Below are 17,547 nucleotides of genomic sequence, written 5' to 3'. Positions count from 1 at the left end.
CGCGGCCAATAGCAGTAAAAAACAAGGTTTCTCCACTTGTGCATCCGGCCCGCCGGGCCCGTGCACAAGGAAAATGCAGAAGACAACGAGGTACCTACGCCATGGCTCACAAGGGTCCGCACATATCCATCTCACCTGACTATGTGGTCAACCGCATCCTGCGTATCAATATCGACGACTTCGCGGAGTGGCCCGAGTCTGTGCGGCATCTGGCCATTGCCATTGCCGAAGAACTGTTCCTGGTGGCCTACAACCCCTTCATCAACGTGGAGACCGTGCGCAACAGCGTGCACGCCCGCTTCGAACGGGAATCCATGGCCCTGGCCCACTATTTCGCCAACGCCATCGGCGAAGGCATCACCATGTTCTGGTCCGCTTACGAGGCCGAACGCAGCTTCCGCGAAGAGCTGATCTCCGCCCTGCGCAACATCCTGCCCAACGAGTGCATCCTTTCCTCGCCCTCCGCCCTGGTGGCCTCGGCCACGGACGCCACGGACCTGCGCATGGAACTGCCCCTGCTGGTGGTGGAACCCGACAGCGCCGAGCAGGTGGCTGCCCTGGTGAAGCTGGCCAATGACATGAAGTTTGCCCTCATCCCGCGCGGCGGCGGCTCCGGCATGACCGGCGGCGCCGTGCCGGCCCGCAAGCGTACGGTCATCGTCAGCCTCACCCGTCTGACCAAGATCGGCCCCATCGACCTTGAGAACATGACCGTCACCGTGGAAGCCGGCGCCATCACCCAGAACGTCATCAAGGCCGTGGACGCGGCCGGAGCGCTCTTCTCCGTGGACCCGGCCTCCAAACAGGCCTCGTCCATCGGCGGCAACGTCTCCGAGAACGCCGGCGGCCCCAGCGCCTTCGAATACGGCACCACCCTGGACAACCTGCTCTGGTGGCGCATGGTCACCCCCACGGGCGAGATCATCAGCGTGGAACGCGAGAACCATCCCCGTCACAAGATCCTGCCCGAAGAAACGGCCGTGTTCGTGGTCAAGGACATCAGCGGCGGCGTGCGCAACGTCATCCACCTGCGCGGCGACGAGATCCGCCTGCCCGGCCTGGGCAAGGACGTGACCAACAAGGCCCTGGGCGGCCTGCCCGGCATGCAGAAGGAAGGCGTGGACGGCATCATCACCGAGGCCTGCTTCATCATCCATCCCAAGCCCAAGTTCAAGCGCGTCATGGTGCTGGAATTCTTCGGCCGCTCCATGCACCCCGCCGCCGTGGTGGTGCGCGAGCTGGTGGGCCTGCGCAACCGCATCCGTCAGGAAGGCGACTACGCCCATCTGTCCGCCCTGGAAGAATTCAACGCCAAGTACGTGCAGGCCATCGAGTACAAGCGCAAGTCCCAGAAGTATGAGGGCCTGCCCATCTCGGTCATCATCCTCCAGGTGGACGGTGACGACCCCTACCTGCTGGACAAGTGCGTCAACGACATCGTCTGCGTGGTGGAAGAACAGGACAACGTGGACATCATCGTGGCCCAGGACGACAAGGAAGGCGAACGCTTCTGGGAAGACCGGCACCGCCTGTCGGCCATCGCCAAGCGCACCTCCGGCTTCAAGCTCAACGAGGACGTGGTCATCCCCATGGACCGCATCCCGGACTTCGCCCTCTTCCTCGAACAGCTCAACCTGGAATGCACGGCCCAGGCCTACCGCCACGCCCTGCAGGAAGTGGGCCGCCTGCCCGGCTTCCCCATGGAAGACAAGGAATTCAACCGCGAGTTCTCCTTTGCCTCCAAGGTGGCGTCCGGCGACAACCCGCAGGCCGAGCTTTCCGATACCGAGCTCTGGAAGCGCGCCGAGGCCTTTTTGGCCGGCATGGGCCAGAAGTACGCCCATCTGGACAAGAAGATCGGCAAGATCCGCGATTACATGGAAGCCAGCCGCATCGTGGTGGCCAGCCACATGCATGCCGGTGACGGCAACTGCCATGTGAACATCCCGGTCAACTCCAACGACGCCCATATGCTGGAAGAGGCCGAAGAGACCGCGGCCCGCGTCATGGCCGAATGCCAGGAGATGGGCGGCGAGGTCTCCGGCGAGCACGGCATCGGCATCACCAAGATCTCCTTCCTCGGCAAGAGCAAGATGGACGCCCTGCGCGCCTTCAAGGAACGCGTGGACCCCCGCGACGTCATGAACCCGGCCAAGCTGGTGCATCGCGAACTGCCCGTGCGTCCCTTCACCTTCTCCTTCAACCGGCTCATCAACGACATCCACGCCAGCGGTCTGCCGGACAAGGAAAAGCTCATCAGCCTGCTGTCCACGGTGCAGGTCTGCACCCGCTGCGGCAAGTGCAAGCAGGTCTGCTCCATGTGCTACCCCGAGCGTTCCATGCAGTACCACCCCCGCAACAAGAACATGGTGCTGGGCATGCTGCTGGAAGCCGTCTATTACTCGCAGGTCAACAAGGGCGCCATCGACGACAACCTGCTGCGCTGGCTGCGCGACCTGGTGGAACACTGCACGGCCTGCGGCCGCTGCCTGGCCAACTGCCCGGTCAAGATCCCGTCCGGCGAGGTGGCCCTGACCCTGCGCTCCCTGCTGGAACACGAGAACGCCGGCGGTCATCCCATCAAGAAGCGTGCCCTGGAATGGCTGGTGCATGACGTTTCGTCCCGCGTGCCCAAGGCGGCCAAGATGGCCTCGCTGGGCCAGAAGGTGCAGAACAAGCTGCTGGGCGTGGTGCCCTCCGTGTGGAAGAAGCGCATGCAGAGCCCCATCTTTGCGGGCAGCGGCCCCAAGATGGGCTACACCAACCTGTACGAATCCCTGCGCCTGCACCGCGGTTCCGTGTTCGCGCCCAGGGAAGTGACGCCGGGCATGCCCTGCGTGCTCTACTTCCCCGGCTGCGGCGGTTCGCTCTTCTATGACCGCATCGGTCTGGCCGCCATCATGCTGCTGCTGCACACCGGCCACGCCGTGGCCGTGCCGCCGCGCCATTTGTGCTGCGGCTATCCCCTGCTGGCCGCGGGCATGGATACCGAATACGAAGACAACATGGCCCAGAACCGCCAGTATCTGGCCTCCATGCTGCGCAACCTCATCAAGCAGGGCTTCGATGTGCGCTATCTGGCCACGGCCTGCGGTTCCTGCCGCGACAGCCTGGCCCGCATGAAGCTCAACGAGCAGTTCCCGCAGCTGGAACAGAAGGACGTGAGCCAGATCGTCCTGCCCCTGCTGCAGCACGAGGGCATGGAAGCCCCGGTGGCCCCCGGCACCAATGTGCTCTATCACGCGGCCTGCCACTGCGAATGGGCGGGCGTGCCCACCCTCAAGGGACAGGCCCAGCTTACCGGCGCCCTGGAACAGCTCTGCAAGGTCAAGGTCTCCACCATCCCCGGCTGCTGCGGCGAGTCCGGCATGGGCGCCGTGACCTCCCCCACCATCTACAACCTGCTGCGCGCCCGCAAAAAGGAACGCCTGGCCCAGGCCTTCGAGCCCCAGCCGCAGACCGGCGCCTGCTACGCCGGGCCCATCCTGGTGGGCTGCCCCTCCTGCAAGATCGGCATCGCCCGCTGCCTCATCCAGCTCAAGGAAAAGCACCCCGTGCTGCACGTGCTGGAATGGCTGGCCAACCAAGTGGACGGTGAGGACCGCCGCCAGCGCTTCCGCCGCCGCGCCAACGAGACCCGCGGCGACGTGCGCATCGTCCAGTGCTAGACGAGAATGATGACGATGAAATGATATGAGGGGGGAAGGGAACGTTTTCCGCTGGAAAAGTCCCCTTCCCCCTTCATGCTCCCTCATTCTTCAAAATCGTCCACAAGGAGCCCGACGGCTCCTCCAGACCCTGCCCGGCGGTACGTTCTGCCGCATGACGGACAGGTCCCCCAAGGGGAACCACATGGAAAGAAAAGAAGTCACCCGTATGCTGGTGGGTGTCCAGCCCCAGGGGCAGGGCACCATCCGCGTCGTAGGCGCCAAGCTGCACGGTATCGTGGTCACGGAATCCAAGCTCAACTACCACGGCTCCATCACCATCGACACCGACATCCTCGAAGCGGCCCATCTGCTGCCGCTGGAATACGTCTACATCTGGAACAAGCACAGCGGTTCCCGCATCGAGACCTATGTGCTGCCCGGCCCGCGCGGCAGCGGCGTGGTCTGCCTCAACGGCGCCGCGGCCCGTACCTGTCAGGTGGGCGACGAGATCATCGTGGCCTCTTCCCGCGAGATCCCCGTCAGCGACTATCACGACGGCTTCTCTTGCCGGGTGCTGACCTTCGACCAGAGCGGCGAGCTGCCCAACCGTGTGGCCGAGAAGCTGGAATACCGCGTGGCCGCCAAGGGCGACGGCACGGAATTCGTCATCATGGACATGGCCACCGGCCAGGAATGGATCGGCTAGATAGTTCTTTTATCAGAGGGGAAGGGGAGGCCATCGCGCTGTCGATGCCCGGAGCGACCGCGTCATGACGGGCAATGGCCCTGCGACCGCCTCCGGCCGTCTCCGGTGGAAAATCTCCCCTTCCCCTCGTGTCTTCTCCAGCCTTCCAAGTCCCCGCACAAGGAGCCCGTCTGACGGCGCTCCTCCCTCCCCTGCCCCGCTGATGCCCCGCCCCGCATGCCGGAACAAAACGGCGCACCTAGGGACATCGGTCGTCCTCTTCCCGTCCCCGCTCCATAGGTGACCTACTCCCTACATCCTGCGGAAGTAGCGGGCATCCCGCCATATTTTCCATTGCCCCTCTCCCACAGTACCGGGGGACCATCAGAGGCGCGCAGTCTGCCGCGCCACACCACCCGTCCATCCTTCTGAAAAAAGCGCGTTGGGGGGAGGATGGGGGGGCTCGGGGGGAAGGAGGGCCCCTTGTGCGCCGGCCAAGGGTCCCTCCTTCCCCCCGAAACCAGCCACGTCCGCCCCCCTGCCCGCACTTGCGAAAGCGGCAACGGATTTTTATACTCATGTGTTGGCCGGGCGATCGCATGGCATACGGCCATGTCCCGCGGCCCGGGGCCGAAAACGCCCGTCACGGCGCGAGAGCGCGCGTTCCTCCCCGCTCCGATCAAGGAGCCATGCAAACAGGAGAACGCTGTCCCCACGCCTGTCCGGGCCCGTTTTTCACTATCTCACCGCTCCAGCCGAGCAGCAGAGGATACTATGAGCTATACCAAGGAAGATGTCTGGAAATATCATGCGGAGCCCCGCCCCGGTAAGGTGGAAGTGCTGCCCTCCAAGCGGGGCGAGACCCAGGACGACCTGACCCTGGCCTATTCGCCCGGCGTGGCCGATGCCTGCCGCGCCATCGAGGCCGATCCCGCCGCCGCGGCCAGCCTCACCGCCCGCAGCAATCTGGTGGCCGTGGTCAGCAACGGTACGGCCGTGCTGGGCCTGGGCAACATCGGCCCCCTGGCGGGCAAGCCCGTCATGGAAGGCAAGGGCATGCTCTTCAAGATGTTCGCCGACGTGGACGTCTTCGACCTGGAGCTGGCCACCACCGATCCCGACGAGCTCATCAACGTGGTCAAGACCCTGGAGCCCACCTTCGGCGGCATCAACCTGGAAGACATCAAGGCTCCCGAATGCTTCTACATCGAACAGAAGCTCAAGGAGATCATGAACATCCCCGTCTTCCATGACGACCAGCACGGCACCGCCGTCATCTCCGGCGCGGGCCTCATCAACGCGGCCCACATCGCCGGCCGCAAGATGGAAGACATGAAGGTCGTGGTGGTGGGCGCCGGTGCCGCCGGCATCGCCTGCGCCAACTTCTACGTCAGCCTGGGCGTCAAGCGCGAGAACATCTGGATGTTCGACAGCAAGGGCCTGATCCACAAGGGCCGCCAGGACAAGCTGCATCCCACCAAGGCCGCCTTCGCGCAGGAAAAGGACGCCACCCTGGCCGAAGCCATGCAGGGCGCCCATGTGTTCCTGGGCCTGTCCAAGCCCGGTCTGGTCACGCAGGACATGGTGCGCAGCATGGCCTCGCATCCCGTGATCTTTGCCTGCGCCAACCCCGTGCCCGAGATCACCTACGCCGAAGCCAAGGCCGCCCGTGACGACCTGCTCATGGGCACCGGCCGCTCCGACTGCCCCAACCAGATCAACAACGTGTCCGGCTTCCCCTTCATCTTCCGCGGCGCCCTGGACGTGCAGGCCACGGAGATCAACGAAGCCATGAAGCTGGCCGCTGCCGAGGCCCTGGCCATGCTGGCCCGCGAAGACGTGCCCGAAGAGGTGAGCAAGGCCTACGGCGGCAAGAAGTTCAGCTTCGGCCCCGACTACATCATCCCCAGCCCGCTGGATCCGCGCATCATCGAATGGGTGACGCCCGCCGTGGCCCGTGCCGCCATGGAAAGCGGCGTGGCCCGCGCCCGCATCGAGGATCTGGACGCCTACCGCGCCGGTCTGCGCGAACGCGTGGCCCGCATGCGCCGTCGCGCCGACGCCGCCCGTCTGGCCAACGATTAAGGCAGCGAACGATCCCGCTGTTCCGAACGTACGGGGAGGCAGCCGCCTCCCCTTTTTTCATGGCCGGAACGGTCCGGCATCCCGGACATGGCCCGGCATAACGCCACAAGGCCCCCAGAAGCCTCGAAACCGTTTTCCCTGACTACGGACATACCTCTTGCGTCCGGGGAGCGGACAGGGCATTCTGGGGCAAAAAAGGAGTTCCCCCATGGCAGACATCACCGCCAAATATCTCGGCGACCTGCGCGTGGAATGCGTGCACCAGCAGAGCGGTACCGTGCTCGTCACCGACGCCCCCAAGGACAACAACGGCAAGGGCGAGGCCTTCTGCCCCACCGACCTTTGCGCCACGGCCCTGGCCGCTTGCGCCATGACCATCATCGGCATCTACGGCCGGAACCACGGCGTGGACGTGACCGGCACCACCATCGAGATCAGCAAGACCATGAGCGCCAATCCGCGCCGCATCGGCAAGATCGAGATCATCTTCAACATGCCCGACCGTGAGTTCTCCGAAAAGGAAAAGACCATGATCGAACGGGCCGCCCATACCTGCCCCGTGCATCTGAGCCTGCACCCCGATACCGAGCAGGTCTTCACCTTCAAGTGGAGCCGCTAGGGCACCCGGCGCACGACATGACAAAAAAGGGAGGACGACGTCCTCCCTTTTTTCATGCCTTGCGGCAGCCGCCGGATGCGGCGGACCAGGTCGCTCTCCCCGGATGGCCGCCAGCGGCCGAAAGGCGTCCCGGACGTTGTTTCCTCCTCCCCTCTTGCCTCCTTTTGCCGTGCCCTTTTGAGGCCCGGCGGCAGGATACCGCGGCAGATCGCGGAGAGCGGCTTGCCGGGATGGGGAACAGGAACGGCCGGTGCCGGAAACGGAAAAAGCCCGTCCCCTGGGGGGACGGGCTTTTTGCATCCATGAACGATCAGTATCAGGCTTCCGCAGGCCAGCGGCGGGAGACCTGCAGGCGGCCGTCCCGGCGCAGCAGGCCGCAGGCGCAGCCCGAAAGGCTGTCGGCCAGCGTCAGGGCCTCCCCGGCGGGCAGGACGGACAGGCCGGTGGCCAGTGCATCGGCCTGCATGCAGGTGGCGGCCAGCACGCTCATGCTGCCCAGCACGGGGCTCCGCCCGGTGGACGGGTCCAGCAGATGGTGATGGCGCCCCTCGGCGTCATAGTGCATCTCATAGCCGCCGGACGTGGCGATGGCCTGATTGTACAGCTCCAGCACCTGCGGGTAGTGGCCGCGCTTTTCCGGATCTTCCACGGCCACGCGCCAGAACACGCCCGGGGCCTTGTGACCGCGCGCCAGGATGTCGCCGCCGGCATTGATGAGATGGTTCTCGCAGCCCGCGCGCAGCAGCACGGCGGACATGGCATCCACGATATGCCCCTTGGCGATGCCGTCCAGGGTCAGGCCCATGCCCTGCCGTTCCAGACGCATCCCGTCGCGACCGGCGTACACGGCCTCGGTATCCACCAGGGCCAGGGCCTCGCGCAGGTCGCTCTCGGGCAGCTCCAGCTCGCCTTCGGGATTGCTGCGGCTCTCCAGCAGGCGCACCAGGGGCAGGACAGTGGCATCGAAGGCACCGCCGGTCAGATGGCAGATGCCGTGGGCCCGCTGCCAGACATTGAGCAGCTCGGGCGGCACGTCACGCAGGCTGCCCTGGCTGTTGAGCACGCCCAGGGGGGCCGCCGCGTCATGCCGGGTCAGCAGGGCTTCCAGACGACGCCCCTCGGCAAAGGCCAGATCCATGGCATCGTGGGCCTGGGTGGACGAGGGACAGGCCACGGTGATGCTCACCATGGTGCCCATGAACAGGGCCGTCTGCTGCGTGGGCGCGCCAAGGCGCGTCACGGCCCGGGCGGGCGCGGGCTCCAGGACGGAGGCCGCACCGGCCAGCAGCAGGCCGCTGCCGGCCAGCGTCCAGCGCAAAAAATCTCGGCGAGAGGTCTTAGGCATTGCAGTTCTCCTGTGCGGGGCGGTCATTCTTTCCGGTCACAGGCACGGTGCCGCCCCCAGCAGCGCCGTCGCCATCGCTGTCATCCTTCATCCTGGCCACATTGGCGGCCTCGATACCCGTGGGGCAGGTTCGCCGCAGGATGTGGCGGGCACAGGCCTCCACGCAGGCCTCACCGCAATCGGGCCCGTAAGAAACACACTTGATCTGGTCCACCACCATGCGCCCGGCCACGTTGCTCACGGCCTTGGCCGGACAGGCCTTGGCGCAGCGGCCGCAATTGATGCAGCCCGCGTCGCAGACTTCGGTCACGGCACGCAGCTTGTCGCGCGTATTGCAGAACACGGCCACACGATGGCGGCGCGGCACCAGCTCCAGCACTCCGCGCGGGCAGGCCGACACGCACATGCCGCAGCCCGTGCAGCGGGACATGTCCACGCGCACCACGCCGTCCTTGACCTGCATGGCGTCGAAGGGGCAGACCTGCACGCAGTCGCCGAAGCCCATGCAGGACCAGTGGCAGGTATCGGTGCCGCCGCGCAGCATGGCCGCCGCCGCGCAGGAGGGCATGCCCTGGTACTGGTAGCGCAGGGCCACGTTGCCGGCCAGCTTGTCACAGCGCCGCAGCGAGAACAGGGGTTCCGCCTCGGCCACGGTCTTGCCGGTCAGCTCGCCCACGGCGATGGCCGTATCGGCACCGCCGGCGCAGCATTTGTTGGCCGGGATGTCGGGATCGGAGACCACGGCCGCGGCGTAGCCTTCGCAGCCGGCAAAGCCGCAACCACCGCAGTTGGCCCCGGGCAGGACCTCCAGCACGGCCTCCACCCGCGGGTCTTCCTTGACGTAGAAGACGCGCGAGGCGATGGACAGCAGGATGGCGGCCACGAGCCCCAATCCGAACAGGGTGATGATGGAAACGAAAACCATATATGCCTCTCCTTGCCGCCCAGCGGCAGTCAAAAGCCCGTAGTCCGCGTTATTGCGCCATGCCCTTGAAGCCCATGAAAGCCAGCGACATCAGGCCGGCCATGATGAGGGCGATGGGCGTCCCGGCCATGGCCTTGGGCAGACGGCAGGTATCCAGCCGCTCGCGGATGCCCGCCATGAGCAGGAGGGCCAGGGTGAAGCCCACGGCCGAGGCCCCGCCGTACAGTACGGAGGTGAGCAAGTCGTATTCCTCGCGCTGCACCAGGATGGCCACGCCCATGACGGCGCAGTTGGTGGTGATCAGCGGCAGGAAGATGCCCAGGGCCGCATACAGGGGCGGCACCATCTTCTTGAGGAACATCTCCACGAACTGCACCAACGAGGCGATGACCACGATGAAGACGATGGTCTGCAGGTAGCCCAGGCCAAAGGGCTCCAGCACGTAACGCTGCATGAGCCAGGTGCAGGCCGTGGCCACGATGATGACGAAGATCACCGCGCCGCCCATGCCCAGGGCCACGCCTTTTTCCTTGGAGCAGCCAAGGTAGGGGCAGTTGCCCAGGTACTGGGCCAGCACGATGTTGTTGACGAAGATGGCCGAGATGAAAAGCTGGAAGATATCCATACGCGCATCCTTGCGAAAGCCCGCGGGCTACTGTTCCTGACGCTGCTGGAGCATGCTGCACGCCTTGCAGCCGCCGCAGCTGGAGGTTTCCACCACCTGGCCGCCCTTGCGGCGCGCCTGCCAGACATTGATGACGTTCATGGTGGCCAGGATGAGGCCCAGGCAGATGAAGGCGCCGGGGGCCTGCACCATGATGGCGAACGGCTGGAAGCCGTCCCACATGACCGGGTGGCCGAACCAGGTGCCGTTGCCCAGGATCTCGCGCAGCGAGCCCAGGAAGGTCAGCGACATGGTGAAGCCCAGACCGATGCCCAGGCCGTCGGCCACCGAGGCGGCCACGCCGTTCTTGGCGGCGAAGGCCTCGGCGCGGGCCAGGATGATGCAGTTCACCACGATGAGCGGCACGAAGATGCCCAGCTGCTGGTAGAGCGGATAGGCATAGGCCTGCATGAGCAGTTCCACCGCCACCACCAGCGAGGCCGCGATGACGATGAAGCAGGCGATGCGCACTTTCTTGGGGATGATGCCGCGCACCATGGAAATGATCATGTTGGAGAGCACGAGCACGAAGATGACCGCCGCACCCATGCCCAGGCCGTTGTTGGCGGAGTTGGTGACCGCCAGCGTGGGACACAGACCAAGCACCAGCCGGAAGGGCGGCAGGTCCTTCCACAGCCCCTTGGTGAATTCTTGCATGACGCTGCTCATGGCCGGCTCCTTATTTGTTGCCCCAGGTCTTGAGGATTTCAGGCTTGAGGGCCTTGTAGGCCTCGGCGGCCAGGTTCACGGCCGTCACCGCACCCGAAGAGGAGATGGTGGCGCCGGAGATGCCGTCGATGCTGCCCCCCTGGCTCTTGAGGCCCACCGGCGCGGCGATGCCCCTGAACTGCCCGGTGAAGCCGGGCTCCGCGATACGCATGCCCAGACCGGGCGTTTCCTTGAGGGTGGTGGTGCCGATGCCCGCCAGCGTGTCGTTGGCCACATTGAAGCCCACCATCACGCCCACGTCACCGCCGTAGCCCTTGCCCTTGGCTTCCAGGGCCACGCCCACCAGCTTCCCGTCACGCATGGCGGGAAAGACCAGCACCCGGCCTTTCTCGGTCTCGAAGGCCTTGCGGTCGGCGATGGGCTGGTTGTCGATATCAGTGAACACCCCGGCAATGGCCGGTCCCTGCACATAGGTCAGCACCTGTTCCTCGATGACGGGCGCAGTGACCATCTTGAGGTAGGACAGGGCAAAGCCCGAAAGGCCGCACAGGGCTGACAGGACGACGATCATTCGCAGGATATCGGCCATGGCTAGCGCACTCCAAAAGGTTTGGGCCGGATGGAATCCAGCAGCGGGGCCACCAGATTGGCCAGCAGGATGGCAAAGGGCACACCGTCAAGGTAGATGCCGTACTTGCGGATGGTCATCACCAGCGCGCCGCCCAGCAGGCCGTATAGGAACATGGGCAGGGGGCGCGACGGCGCGTTGGCCGGATCGGTGATGAGGAAGAAACCGCCCAGCATGACCGAGCCCGTGCACAGATGGAACAGGGGCGAGGCGTCGGTGGCGGGGCTGCTCATGCAGAAGAGCGCGGCCAGGCCGGCCACCCCGGCAAAGAAGCCCAGGGCGATCTGCCAGCGGATGATGCCGCGGGCCGCCAGCAGGGAGCCGCCCAGGAAGAGCGCCCCCACCTGCCCGGCGCCGAGGCCGTTGATCTGCTGGCCCAGCAGCAGGTCCTGCAGGGGGATGCTGCCGGCATCGGCCCAGCCGAAGAACTTGAGCCGCACCAGCGGGTCCACCATGGACGCGGCGTTGAGCTGCACGGCATTGGGTTCCATGAACAGGGGGAAGGAGACGAAGAGCACGGCCCAGCCCACCACGGAGGTGTTGACCGGGTTGGCGCCCAGACCGCCAAAGGCCATCTTGCCCAGGCTGATGGCGATGAGCGGCGCCATGACCGCGATCCACCAGGGGGCGTCGGCCGGCAGCATGAAGGACAGCAGCAGGCCGGAACAGACGGCCGTGTAGTCGTCGATGGCCAGCTCGCGGCCCATGAGTTTCTGGCAGGCGGCCTCGGTGAGCACGGCCACGGCCACACACAGGGACATGACGCGTACGGCGGGCAGGCCCCAGGTCCAGACGGCCCCGATGACGGCAGGCAGCAGGGCCGCGAGGGTCATCAGGCTCTGGCGGCGCACGGTGCGCCCGCAATGCCAGTACGGCGGGGCGCTCATGGCCAGCAAAACGGAAGATTGAGCGGCAGCGGGCATCAGTTTTCTCCTTCCTTGGCTTCGGCGGCAGGCTGCGCCGCGGGACGCAGCTCCCGTTCTTTCAGACGGCGGGCCTCATCGGCCTGGGCCAGCTTGTGCTTGGCCAGACGGATGTATTGCAGGACCGGACGGCGGGCGATGCAGACATAACCGCACAGGCCGCATTCCAGACAGCAGTCCACGTGTTCGTCGCGGCAGCGCTCGTGCAGGGCGAATTCCGCGTTGCGGCTCAGCATGCTGGGGCTCAGGCGCGCGGGACAGATCAGCACGCAGGCGCCGCAGTTGATGCAGGGGCTGTGGCCTTCCATGGGCGGCACGGTACCGGCCTCCACCACGAAGACGCCCGTGGCCCCCTTGGTGATGCTGCGGTCCAGGCGGTCGATGCTCTCGCCGCGCAGCGGGCCGCCGCGAACCAGGGTGTCGCCGCTGTTGAGCTTGATGTGGGCGAATTCCAGCAGCTCGCCCAGCATGCTGCCTTCCTTGACGATATAGTTGCCGGAGTGGGTGTAGCTGCCCAGGGTGATGACCGACTCGATGAGCGGCAGGCCCGTGCGGGCCACGCGGCCCAGGCTCCAGACATTGTGGAGCCCCACCACGCCCACGCCTTCGGGCTTTTCCTTGCCGGTGACGCTCTTGCCCAGCAGGGCATCGACGCTGGCCGGATAGCGGGCCGTCACGCGCACCACTTCCACGTCGTCGAAGTGCAGGTGCATCTCGCGCGGCACGGCCAGCAGGATGCGTTTGGCCGGGGAAAGGCGGCGCAGCACGGCCAGACCGGCCCGCAGCGTGCCCTGGTGGGTCAGCAGCATGGGCTCGGCCCAGGTGACGCCGGGGTCGGGGTTGAGGCCGTTGATGATCAGGGTCTCGCACTGCTGGCCCAGGCTCTTGGTGTTCAGGCCCAGGCTCTTGAGCAGCACGGCCAGTTCCTGGCCCGTGCGTTCGTCATTGATCAGGTCCACCTTCTCCACGCCGTCGGCCAGGGCGCGCAGGGCCTCGTCGGGCTCGATGGCCTCCACGAAGAGGCTGCGCTCGGTCACGTCGGTGATGCGGCCGAAGATGGGCGAGAACGCGTCCCCCTTGAGCGGCGAAGGATGCACCGCCAGGCGCATGCGCGGGTAGACCAGGGCTTTCTTGGTCACGCCTTCCACGAGCTTGTAGCCCTCGCGGTTGAGGCGCACGCGGCGCGGTTCCGGGCCGTTGCTGTAGCGTTGCGTCACCCCGTACACCAGGTGGAAACGCGGGTCCTTCAACATCTGGAATACTTCTTTCATACCCGCCTCACTACTTGGTATGGCACTGGGCACACTTGTCCTTGCCGAAGGGGCCCTTGCCGAGCTTTTCATGACAGCCCATGCACTGGCCGTGGAAGGCGTCCATACGGCCGGGGATCAGCTTGTCCGGCGTCTTCTTCACATGGCAGACCGTGCAGTCGGCATACAGGGCGTTCACCTTGCCCTTCACGGCAGTCTCATCCTTGCGCGTGGGCTTCAGCTCATGGCAGGAAGCGCAGTTCTTGGCCTTGCCGAACAGATCCTGATGGCAGGCCGCGCAGCGCGCGTGCACGGCATCGGCCAGCACCGGCGGCGTGCCGGGCTCGGCAGCCTTGTTGGTGGGCCGGGCCCCGGCCTCATGGCAGTTGGCGCAGCTCTGCGGTTCGGGCTCGATGTTCGTGTCGGCATGGTGGCAGGAGGTGCAGTCCACGCCAAAGTCCTCGCTGTGCTGCTGGTGCCCCCAGTCCTTGGCCGCCAGTTCGTAATGGTGGCAGGTCACACAGCTTTCCGCCGGATAGCTCTTGGCATGCCCCGCCTTGAAGGCATCGTCCAGGGCCACGCCGTGGCAGCTGGCACAGGCCATGGCCTTGTCGGGCGTCTTCTGCAGGCTCTCGTGGTGGCAGGTGGCGCAATCTTCCTTGAGCAGACGGCTGTGCTTCTGATGGTCGAAGACCACGGGACCGCCCGCATTGTCGAACAGGATGCGACGCGTGGCAGGTTCCTTGTCCCCCGCGACCGGGCCCGCCGGCAGCAGATAGCCGGCGATCCCCGTCACGGCCAGGACGGCCGTCAGGATGGCGATGGAAAGGTAACGTTTTTGCAATGCCTTGCCCCTCTTCCAAAAGGTGAACGGGATGGGAGCCTCCGGCGTCCCGGCCGGCAGTCCGTCATGCCGGACCGTCACGGAGACGCCGCTGCGCCCTTGCCAGCTCCGCAGCCTTCTCCCTGCCGGTCTTTTTCCATGGAAAAGGCCGTTTTCAGGGTGAGCGCCAAGACCCGCTCCCCGATGACGGAGAGCGCCGGCCCGAAGGCTGCCTTCCTCAGGCTATGTCATGGAATATGTTGCAAAGGGGCGGGCCCGGGGCCCGCCCCCCGGTTGCCTACACGACGAAACGGTCGTCCCGGGCCACCTCGTCCCGTACGATCTTGAACAGCACGGGGCTCAGCAGCAGGACACCGGTAAGGTTGGGCAGCGCCATAAGGGCGTTGCAGGTATCGGCCAGGAGCCACACGGCATCCAGGGCCAGGACGGAACCCACGCCCACCGCCAGGCAGTACACCAGGCGGAAGACCATCTGGGCCCGGTCGCCGAACAGGTAGATGGCGCAGCGTTCACCGTACACACACCAGCCGAGGATGGTGGTGAAGGCGAAGAAAGTCAGACAGATGGTGACCGCGAACTGGCCCACACCGGGCAGCGCCTGTTCGAAGGCCATGGAGGTCATCATGCTGGCGGCGGAGGAACCGGCGGTCCAGGTGCCCGTCACCAGGATCACGAAGCCCGTCATGCTGCAGACGATGATGGTATCGATGAAGACGTCGAGCATGCCGATGGAGGCCTGCACCAGCGGGGTCTCGGCCGTGGAGGCCGCGTGGGCCATGGGAGCGGTACCCAGGCCGGCTTCGTTGGAGAAGATACCGCGGGCCATGCCCTGACGGATGGCCATCATCACCGTGGCGCCCACAAAACCGCCGGTGGCCGCCGTGGGCTGGAAGGCGTCGGAGATCACCCACCAGAACACGGAGGGGACCTTTTCGATGTTCATGCCGATGATGAGCAGACACATGAAGACATACATGATGGCCATGAAGGGCACGATCTTGCCCGCCACGGCGCCGATGCGGCGCACGCCGCCCAGCAGCACGGCCACGCACAGGCCCACCAGGATCAGGCCGCACAGCCACGTGGGCAGGCCGAAGGTGCCGGAGATATTGTCGGTGATGGCCTTGGCCTGCACCATGCCGCCCGTACCGATACAGGCGCAGATGCCGAACACGGCAAAGCAGGTGCCCAGCCAGACCCATTTGGGGCCCAGGCCGTTCTTGATGAAGTACATGGCGCCGCCCACCCAGTTGCCGGCGGGGGTCTTTTCGCGGAAGTGCACGGAAAGCAGCACTTCGCTGAACTTGGTCATCATACCCACCAGGGCCGTGACCCACATCCAGAACAGGGCGCCGGGGCCGCCCACGGCGATGGCCAGGGCCACGCCCACTACGTTACCGGTACCGATATCTGCGGCCAGAGCAGTCATGAGGGCATTCCATGGCGAGATCTCGCCGTGTTCGGACTGATGGGACCGCCCCTGCCACAGGCACTTGTAAGCTCGTACCCAGTTGCGGAAGGAGAAAAAGCGCAGCGCTATATTCAGATAGATGCCCGTGCCTACCAGCAGCACCAGCATGACCGGACACCACAAAAATCCGTTAAAGGTTTCCAACAGCTTGTAAAGCTCCACTTTTCCATCCTCCCGGGGCTCGCCCCTGTCCTCTCGTTGATATCTTCCGCCCGGACAGCCCTCTGCATCCGGCCGGAATGCCCGTGCCACAGCGGATGGCACAAAAACACGCTAGCACGCTTTCACCATCGCTGCAAAGGGCCGGGCTCTGCTTTACGCCGGTTTTACACGGAAAAACGCGCACTTTGTTACGCAATGCACATAGTCCCGCCATGACTGTTCACACAAACAGTCAAAAGACTTTCCATACACTTTAAGAAATAACGAACAAGCCAAACAAATGAACATCATAAAACTGTATATGATGCAAAATATACTTTATTTTTTTGTGTTACTACGTCAAAAGTACATTGTGAATCAGAATCGATATGCGTCCAGAAATCTCTATCATCAATGTGACAAAGTTTTTCAGCCTGCACATTTCCGGCAGCTCTGCGCCATCACATTTTTCGGCAGCCTCCGGAAAAATTTCCTGAAAAAAATTTCAAAAAATTTTTTACTATGGCTTTTTCCCGCTGTCCCCCAAGCCGATGCGACGCCGGATGACATACTGGGGCCGCCCCTTGACCTCTTGAAACACACGTCCGAGATATTCCCCAACGATCCCCAGAGAGCACAATATCAGGCCGCCAAGGCACAAGGTCACGACCATCAGCGATGCATAGCCCGGCACATCCACCCCCCAGACTAATGTCTTGAAAACAAGATATCCGGCATAGAAAAAGCCTGCCAGAGCCACGACCATTCCCAGATAGCTCCACAGGCGCAACGGCAGCGTACTGAAGGAAGTGATGCCATCCAGCGCAAAGTTCCACAGCTTCCATCCCGGCCATTTGCTACTGCCAGCTACACGGGCCGGACGCTCATATTCCACAATGGCACTGCGGAAGCCCACCCAGCCATACAAGCCCTTGGTGAAACGTACACGTTCGGGCAAGGCGTTCAGAGCATCCACCACGACCCGATCCATGAGCCGATAATCCCCCGCATTGGGGACGACCCGCCCCTTGGTCAACCGGCTAAACAGCCGGTAGAACAGCCCGGCGCTTACACGCTTTGCCCAGCTGTCCGCATCACGTCGGGAGCGTACACCTATGACCGTTTCATAGCCCTGTTCCCACAGACGCAGAAACTGCTTCAGCAGGGTCGGCGGATCCTGCAAATCCACGTCCATGGGCACCACAGCATCCCCTCTGGCCGCCTGCAATCCTGCGGCCAATGCCAGTTCCTTGCCGAAGTTGCGCGAAAAGGAGATGCCGCGGACACGCGAATCCCGGACATGGAGCCCTTCGATGATCTCCAGTGTTTTGTCCGTACTACCATCATCGACAAACAGAATCTCCAGCTCATAGGGCTCATCACGCAGGACTTCCTGCACGGCCTCGTAAAACAGTGGGACGGCCTCTTCTTCGTTGAGGACCGGAACAATCAGGGAAAGCAGTTTCATCTATTGTCTCCTCACAGGTCTGCGCCTATAGTGCCTTTGTCTCGGACAGCACAGTGATAAATAAAATTCCCCATAACACCCTTTTTTATATGCGCCAGTCTACCAATGATTTTCTTGCCCTGAGCCTGTTCCTACTCTTTTTTGCAAACTTCATCTATTCTATTGTCTATTTTTATAATT

At 64.3% G+C, this 17,547-nt stretch carries 14 protein-coding genes; 4 read left to right on the top strand and 10 right to left on the bottom strand.

Annotated features, from left to right (window positions below; genetic code table 11):
* Positions 1-101: 101 nt before the first annotated feature.
* The 4 genes from ACQRAG_RS11245 (at position 102) to ACQRAG_RS11230 (ending at position 7,039) form a co-directional block, all read left to right on the top strand.
* The gene (locus ACQRAG_RS11245; protein ID WP_168934745.1) at positions 102-3,668 is read left to right on the top strand and encodes an FAD-binding and (Fe-S)-binding domain-containing protein; all 3,567 of its coding nucleotides are present in this window, start codon (positions 102-104) and stop codon (positions 3,666-3,668) included.
* A 184-nt stretch (positions 3,669-3,852) separates the two neighbouring features.
* A complete protein-coding gene (gene panD, locus ACQRAG_RS11240) occupies positions 3,853-4,356 on the top strand; it encodes an aspartate 1-decarboxylase (protein WP_168934744.1) in 504 nt (167 codons plus the stop codon).
* 753 nt (positions 4,357-5,109) lie between these two features.
* On the top strand, positions 5,110-6,420 hold the full coding sequence (locus tag ACQRAG_RS11235) for a malic enzyme-like NAD(P)-binding protein (protein ID WP_006007250.1): 1,311 nt from the start codon (positions 5,110-5,112) through the stop codon (positions 6,418-6,420).
* A gap of 208 nt (positions 6,421-6,628) precedes the next feature.
* Positions 6,629-7,039 (top strand): OsmC family protein, encoded by a 411-nt coding sequence (locus ACQRAG_RS11230; protein ID WP_168934742.1) that lies wholly within the window; start codon positions 6,629-6,631, stop codon positions 7,037-7,039.
* A gap of 316 nt (positions 7,040-7,355) precedes the next feature.
* On the opposite strand, the gene ACQRAG_RS11225 is transcribed toward ACQRAG_RS11230, so the two are convergent.
* From ACQRAG_RS11225 to ACQRAG_RS11180, 10 genes are all read right to left on the bottom strand, one after another.
* Positions 7,356-8,384: an FAD:protein FMN transferase gene (locus tag ACQRAG_RS11225; RefSeq protein WP_204625509.1), complete on the bottom strand. Its 1,029-nt coding sequence runs from the start codon at positions 8,382-8,384 to the stop codon at positions 7,356-7,358.
* The gene (rnfB, locus tag ACQRAG_RS11220; protein ID WP_006007242.1) at positions 8,377-9,309 is read right to left on the bottom strand and encodes an RnfABCDGE type electron transport complex subunit B; all 933 of its coding nucleotides are present in this window, start codon (positions 9,307-9,309) and stop codon (positions 8,377-8,379) included. Before rnfB ends, ACQRAG_RS11225 begins: the two co-directional genes overlap by 8 nt.
* 49 nt (positions 9,310-9,358) lie before the next feature.
* Complete coding sequence (locus tag ACQRAG_RS11215) at positions 9,359-9,934, bottom strand: electron transport complex protein RnfA (RefSeq protein ID WP_168934740.1); 576 nt, start codon at positions 9,932-9,934, stop codon at positions 9,359-9,361.
* A 27-nt stretch (positions 9,935-9,961) separates the two neighbouring features.
* Positions 9,962-10,642 carry an electron transport complex subunit RsxE gene (rsxE, locus tag ACQRAG_RS11210; protein ID WP_168934739.1) on the bottom strand — a complete coding sequence of 227 codons (681 nt, stop codon included), beginning with the start codon at positions 10,640-10,642 and terminating at the stop codon, positions 9,962-9,964.
* Positions 10,643-10,652: 10 nt separating this feature from the next.
* Positions 10,653-11,231 (bottom strand): RnfABCDGE type electron transport complex subunit G, encoded by a 579-nt coding sequence (gene rnfG / locus ACQRAG_RS11205; RefSeq protein ID WP_006007236.1) that lies wholly within the window; start codon positions 11,229-11,231, stop codon positions 10,653-10,655.
* A gap of 2 nt (positions 11,232-11,233) precedes the next feature.
* A complete protein-coding gene (locus ACQRAG_RS11200; RefSeq protein WP_168934737.1) occupies positions 11,234-12,193 on the bottom strand; it encodes an RnfABCDGE type electron transport complex subunit D in 960 nt (319 codons plus the stop codon).
* A complete protein-coding gene (locus ACQRAG_RS11195; RefSeq protein WP_427803790.1) occupies positions 12,193-13,464 on the bottom strand; it encodes an electron transporter RnfC in 1,272 nt (423 codons plus the stop codon). Before ACQRAG_RS11195 ends, ACQRAG_RS11200 begins: the two co-directional genes overlap by 1 nt.
* A gap of 10 nt (positions 13,465-13,474) precedes the next feature.
* Positions 13,475-14,287: a cytochrome c3 family protein gene (locus tag ACQRAG_RS11190; protein ID WP_427803791.1), complete on the bottom strand. Its 813-nt coding sequence runs from the start codon at positions 14,285-14,287 to the stop codon at positions 13,475-13,477.
* 277 nt (positions 14,288-14,564) lie between these two features.
* A complete protein-coding gene (locus ACQRAG_RS11185) occupies positions 14,565-15,866 on the bottom strand; it encodes an alanine/glycine:cation symporter family protein (protein WP_168934815.1) in 1,302 nt (433 codons plus the stop codon).
* A 553-nt stretch (positions 15,867-16,419) separates the two neighbouring features.
* Positions 16,420-17,367: a glycosyltransferase family 2 protein gene (locus ACQRAG_RS11180; protein ID WP_427803792.1), complete on the bottom strand. Its 948-nt coding sequence runs from the start codon at positions 17,365-17,367 to the stop codon at positions 16,420-16,422.
* Positions 17,368-17,547 lie beyond the last annotated feature (180 nt).

Origin of the sequence: Desulfovibrio sp. SGI.230 (genome assembly GCF_050313065.1) — a bacterium.
In the GTDB taxonomy this organism is placed as follows: domain Bacteria; phylum Desulfobacterota; class Desulfovibrionia; order Desulfovibrionales; family Desulfovibrionaceae; genus Desulfovibrio.
Note: the sequence above shows the minus strand (reverse complement) of the source record. Positions and strands in the feature narration are given on the sequence as shown.

Bases quoted from the DNA above. Each gene is read 5' to 3' on its own strand.
- ACQRAG_RS11245 (WP_168934745.1), top strand. From the start codon at position 102: ATGGCTCACAAGGGTCCGCACATATCCATCTCACCTGACTATGTGGTC.
- panD (WP_168934744.1), top strand. From the start codon at position 3,853: ATGGAAAGAAAAGAAGTCACCCGTATGCTGGTGGGTGTCCAGCCCCAG.
- ACQRAG_RS11235 (WP_006007250.1), top strand. From the start codon at position 5,110: ATGAGCTATACCAAGGAAGATGTCTGGAAATATCATGCGGAGCCCCGC.
- ACQRAG_RS11230 (WP_168934742.1), top strand. From the start codon at position 6,629: ATGGCAGACATCACCGCCAAATATCTCGGCGACCTGCGCGTGGAATGC.
- ACQRAG_RS11225 (WP_204625509.1), bottom strand. From the start codon at position 8,384: ATGCCTAAGACCTCTCGCCGAGATTTTTTGCGCTGGACGCTGGCCGGC.
- rnfB (WP_006007242.1), bottom strand. From the start codon at position 9,309: ATGGTTTTCGTTTCCATCATCACCCTGTTCGGATTGGGGCTCGTGGCC.
- ACQRAG_RS11215 (WP_168934740.1), bottom strand. From the start codon at position 9,934: ATGGATATCTTCCAGCTTTTCATCTCGGCCATCTTCGTCAACAACATC.
- rsxE (WP_168934739.1), bottom strand. From the start codon at position 10,642: ATGAGCAGCGTCATGCAAGAATTCACCAAGGGGCTGTGGAAGGACCTG.
- rnfG (WP_006007236.1), bottom strand. From the start codon at position 11,231: ATGGCCGATATCCTGCGAATGATCGTCGTCCTGTCAGCCCTGTGCGGC.
- ACQRAG_RS11200 (WP_168934737.1), bottom strand. From the start codon at position 12,193: ATGCCCGCTGCCGCTCAATCTTCCGTTTTGCTGGCCATGAGCGCCCCG.
- ACQRAG_RS11195 (WP_427803790.1), bottom strand. From the start codon at position 13,464: ATGAAAGAAGTATTCCAGATGTTGAAGGACCCGCGTTTCCACCTGGTG.
- ACQRAG_RS11185 (WP_168934815.1), bottom strand. From the start codon at position 15,866: ATGCTGGTGCTGCTGGTAGGCACGGGCATCTATCTGAATATAGCGCTG.
- ACQRAG_RS11180 (WP_427803792.1), bottom strand. From the start codon at position 17,367: ATGAAACTGCTTTCCCTGATTGTTCCGGTCCTCAACGAAGAAGAGGCC.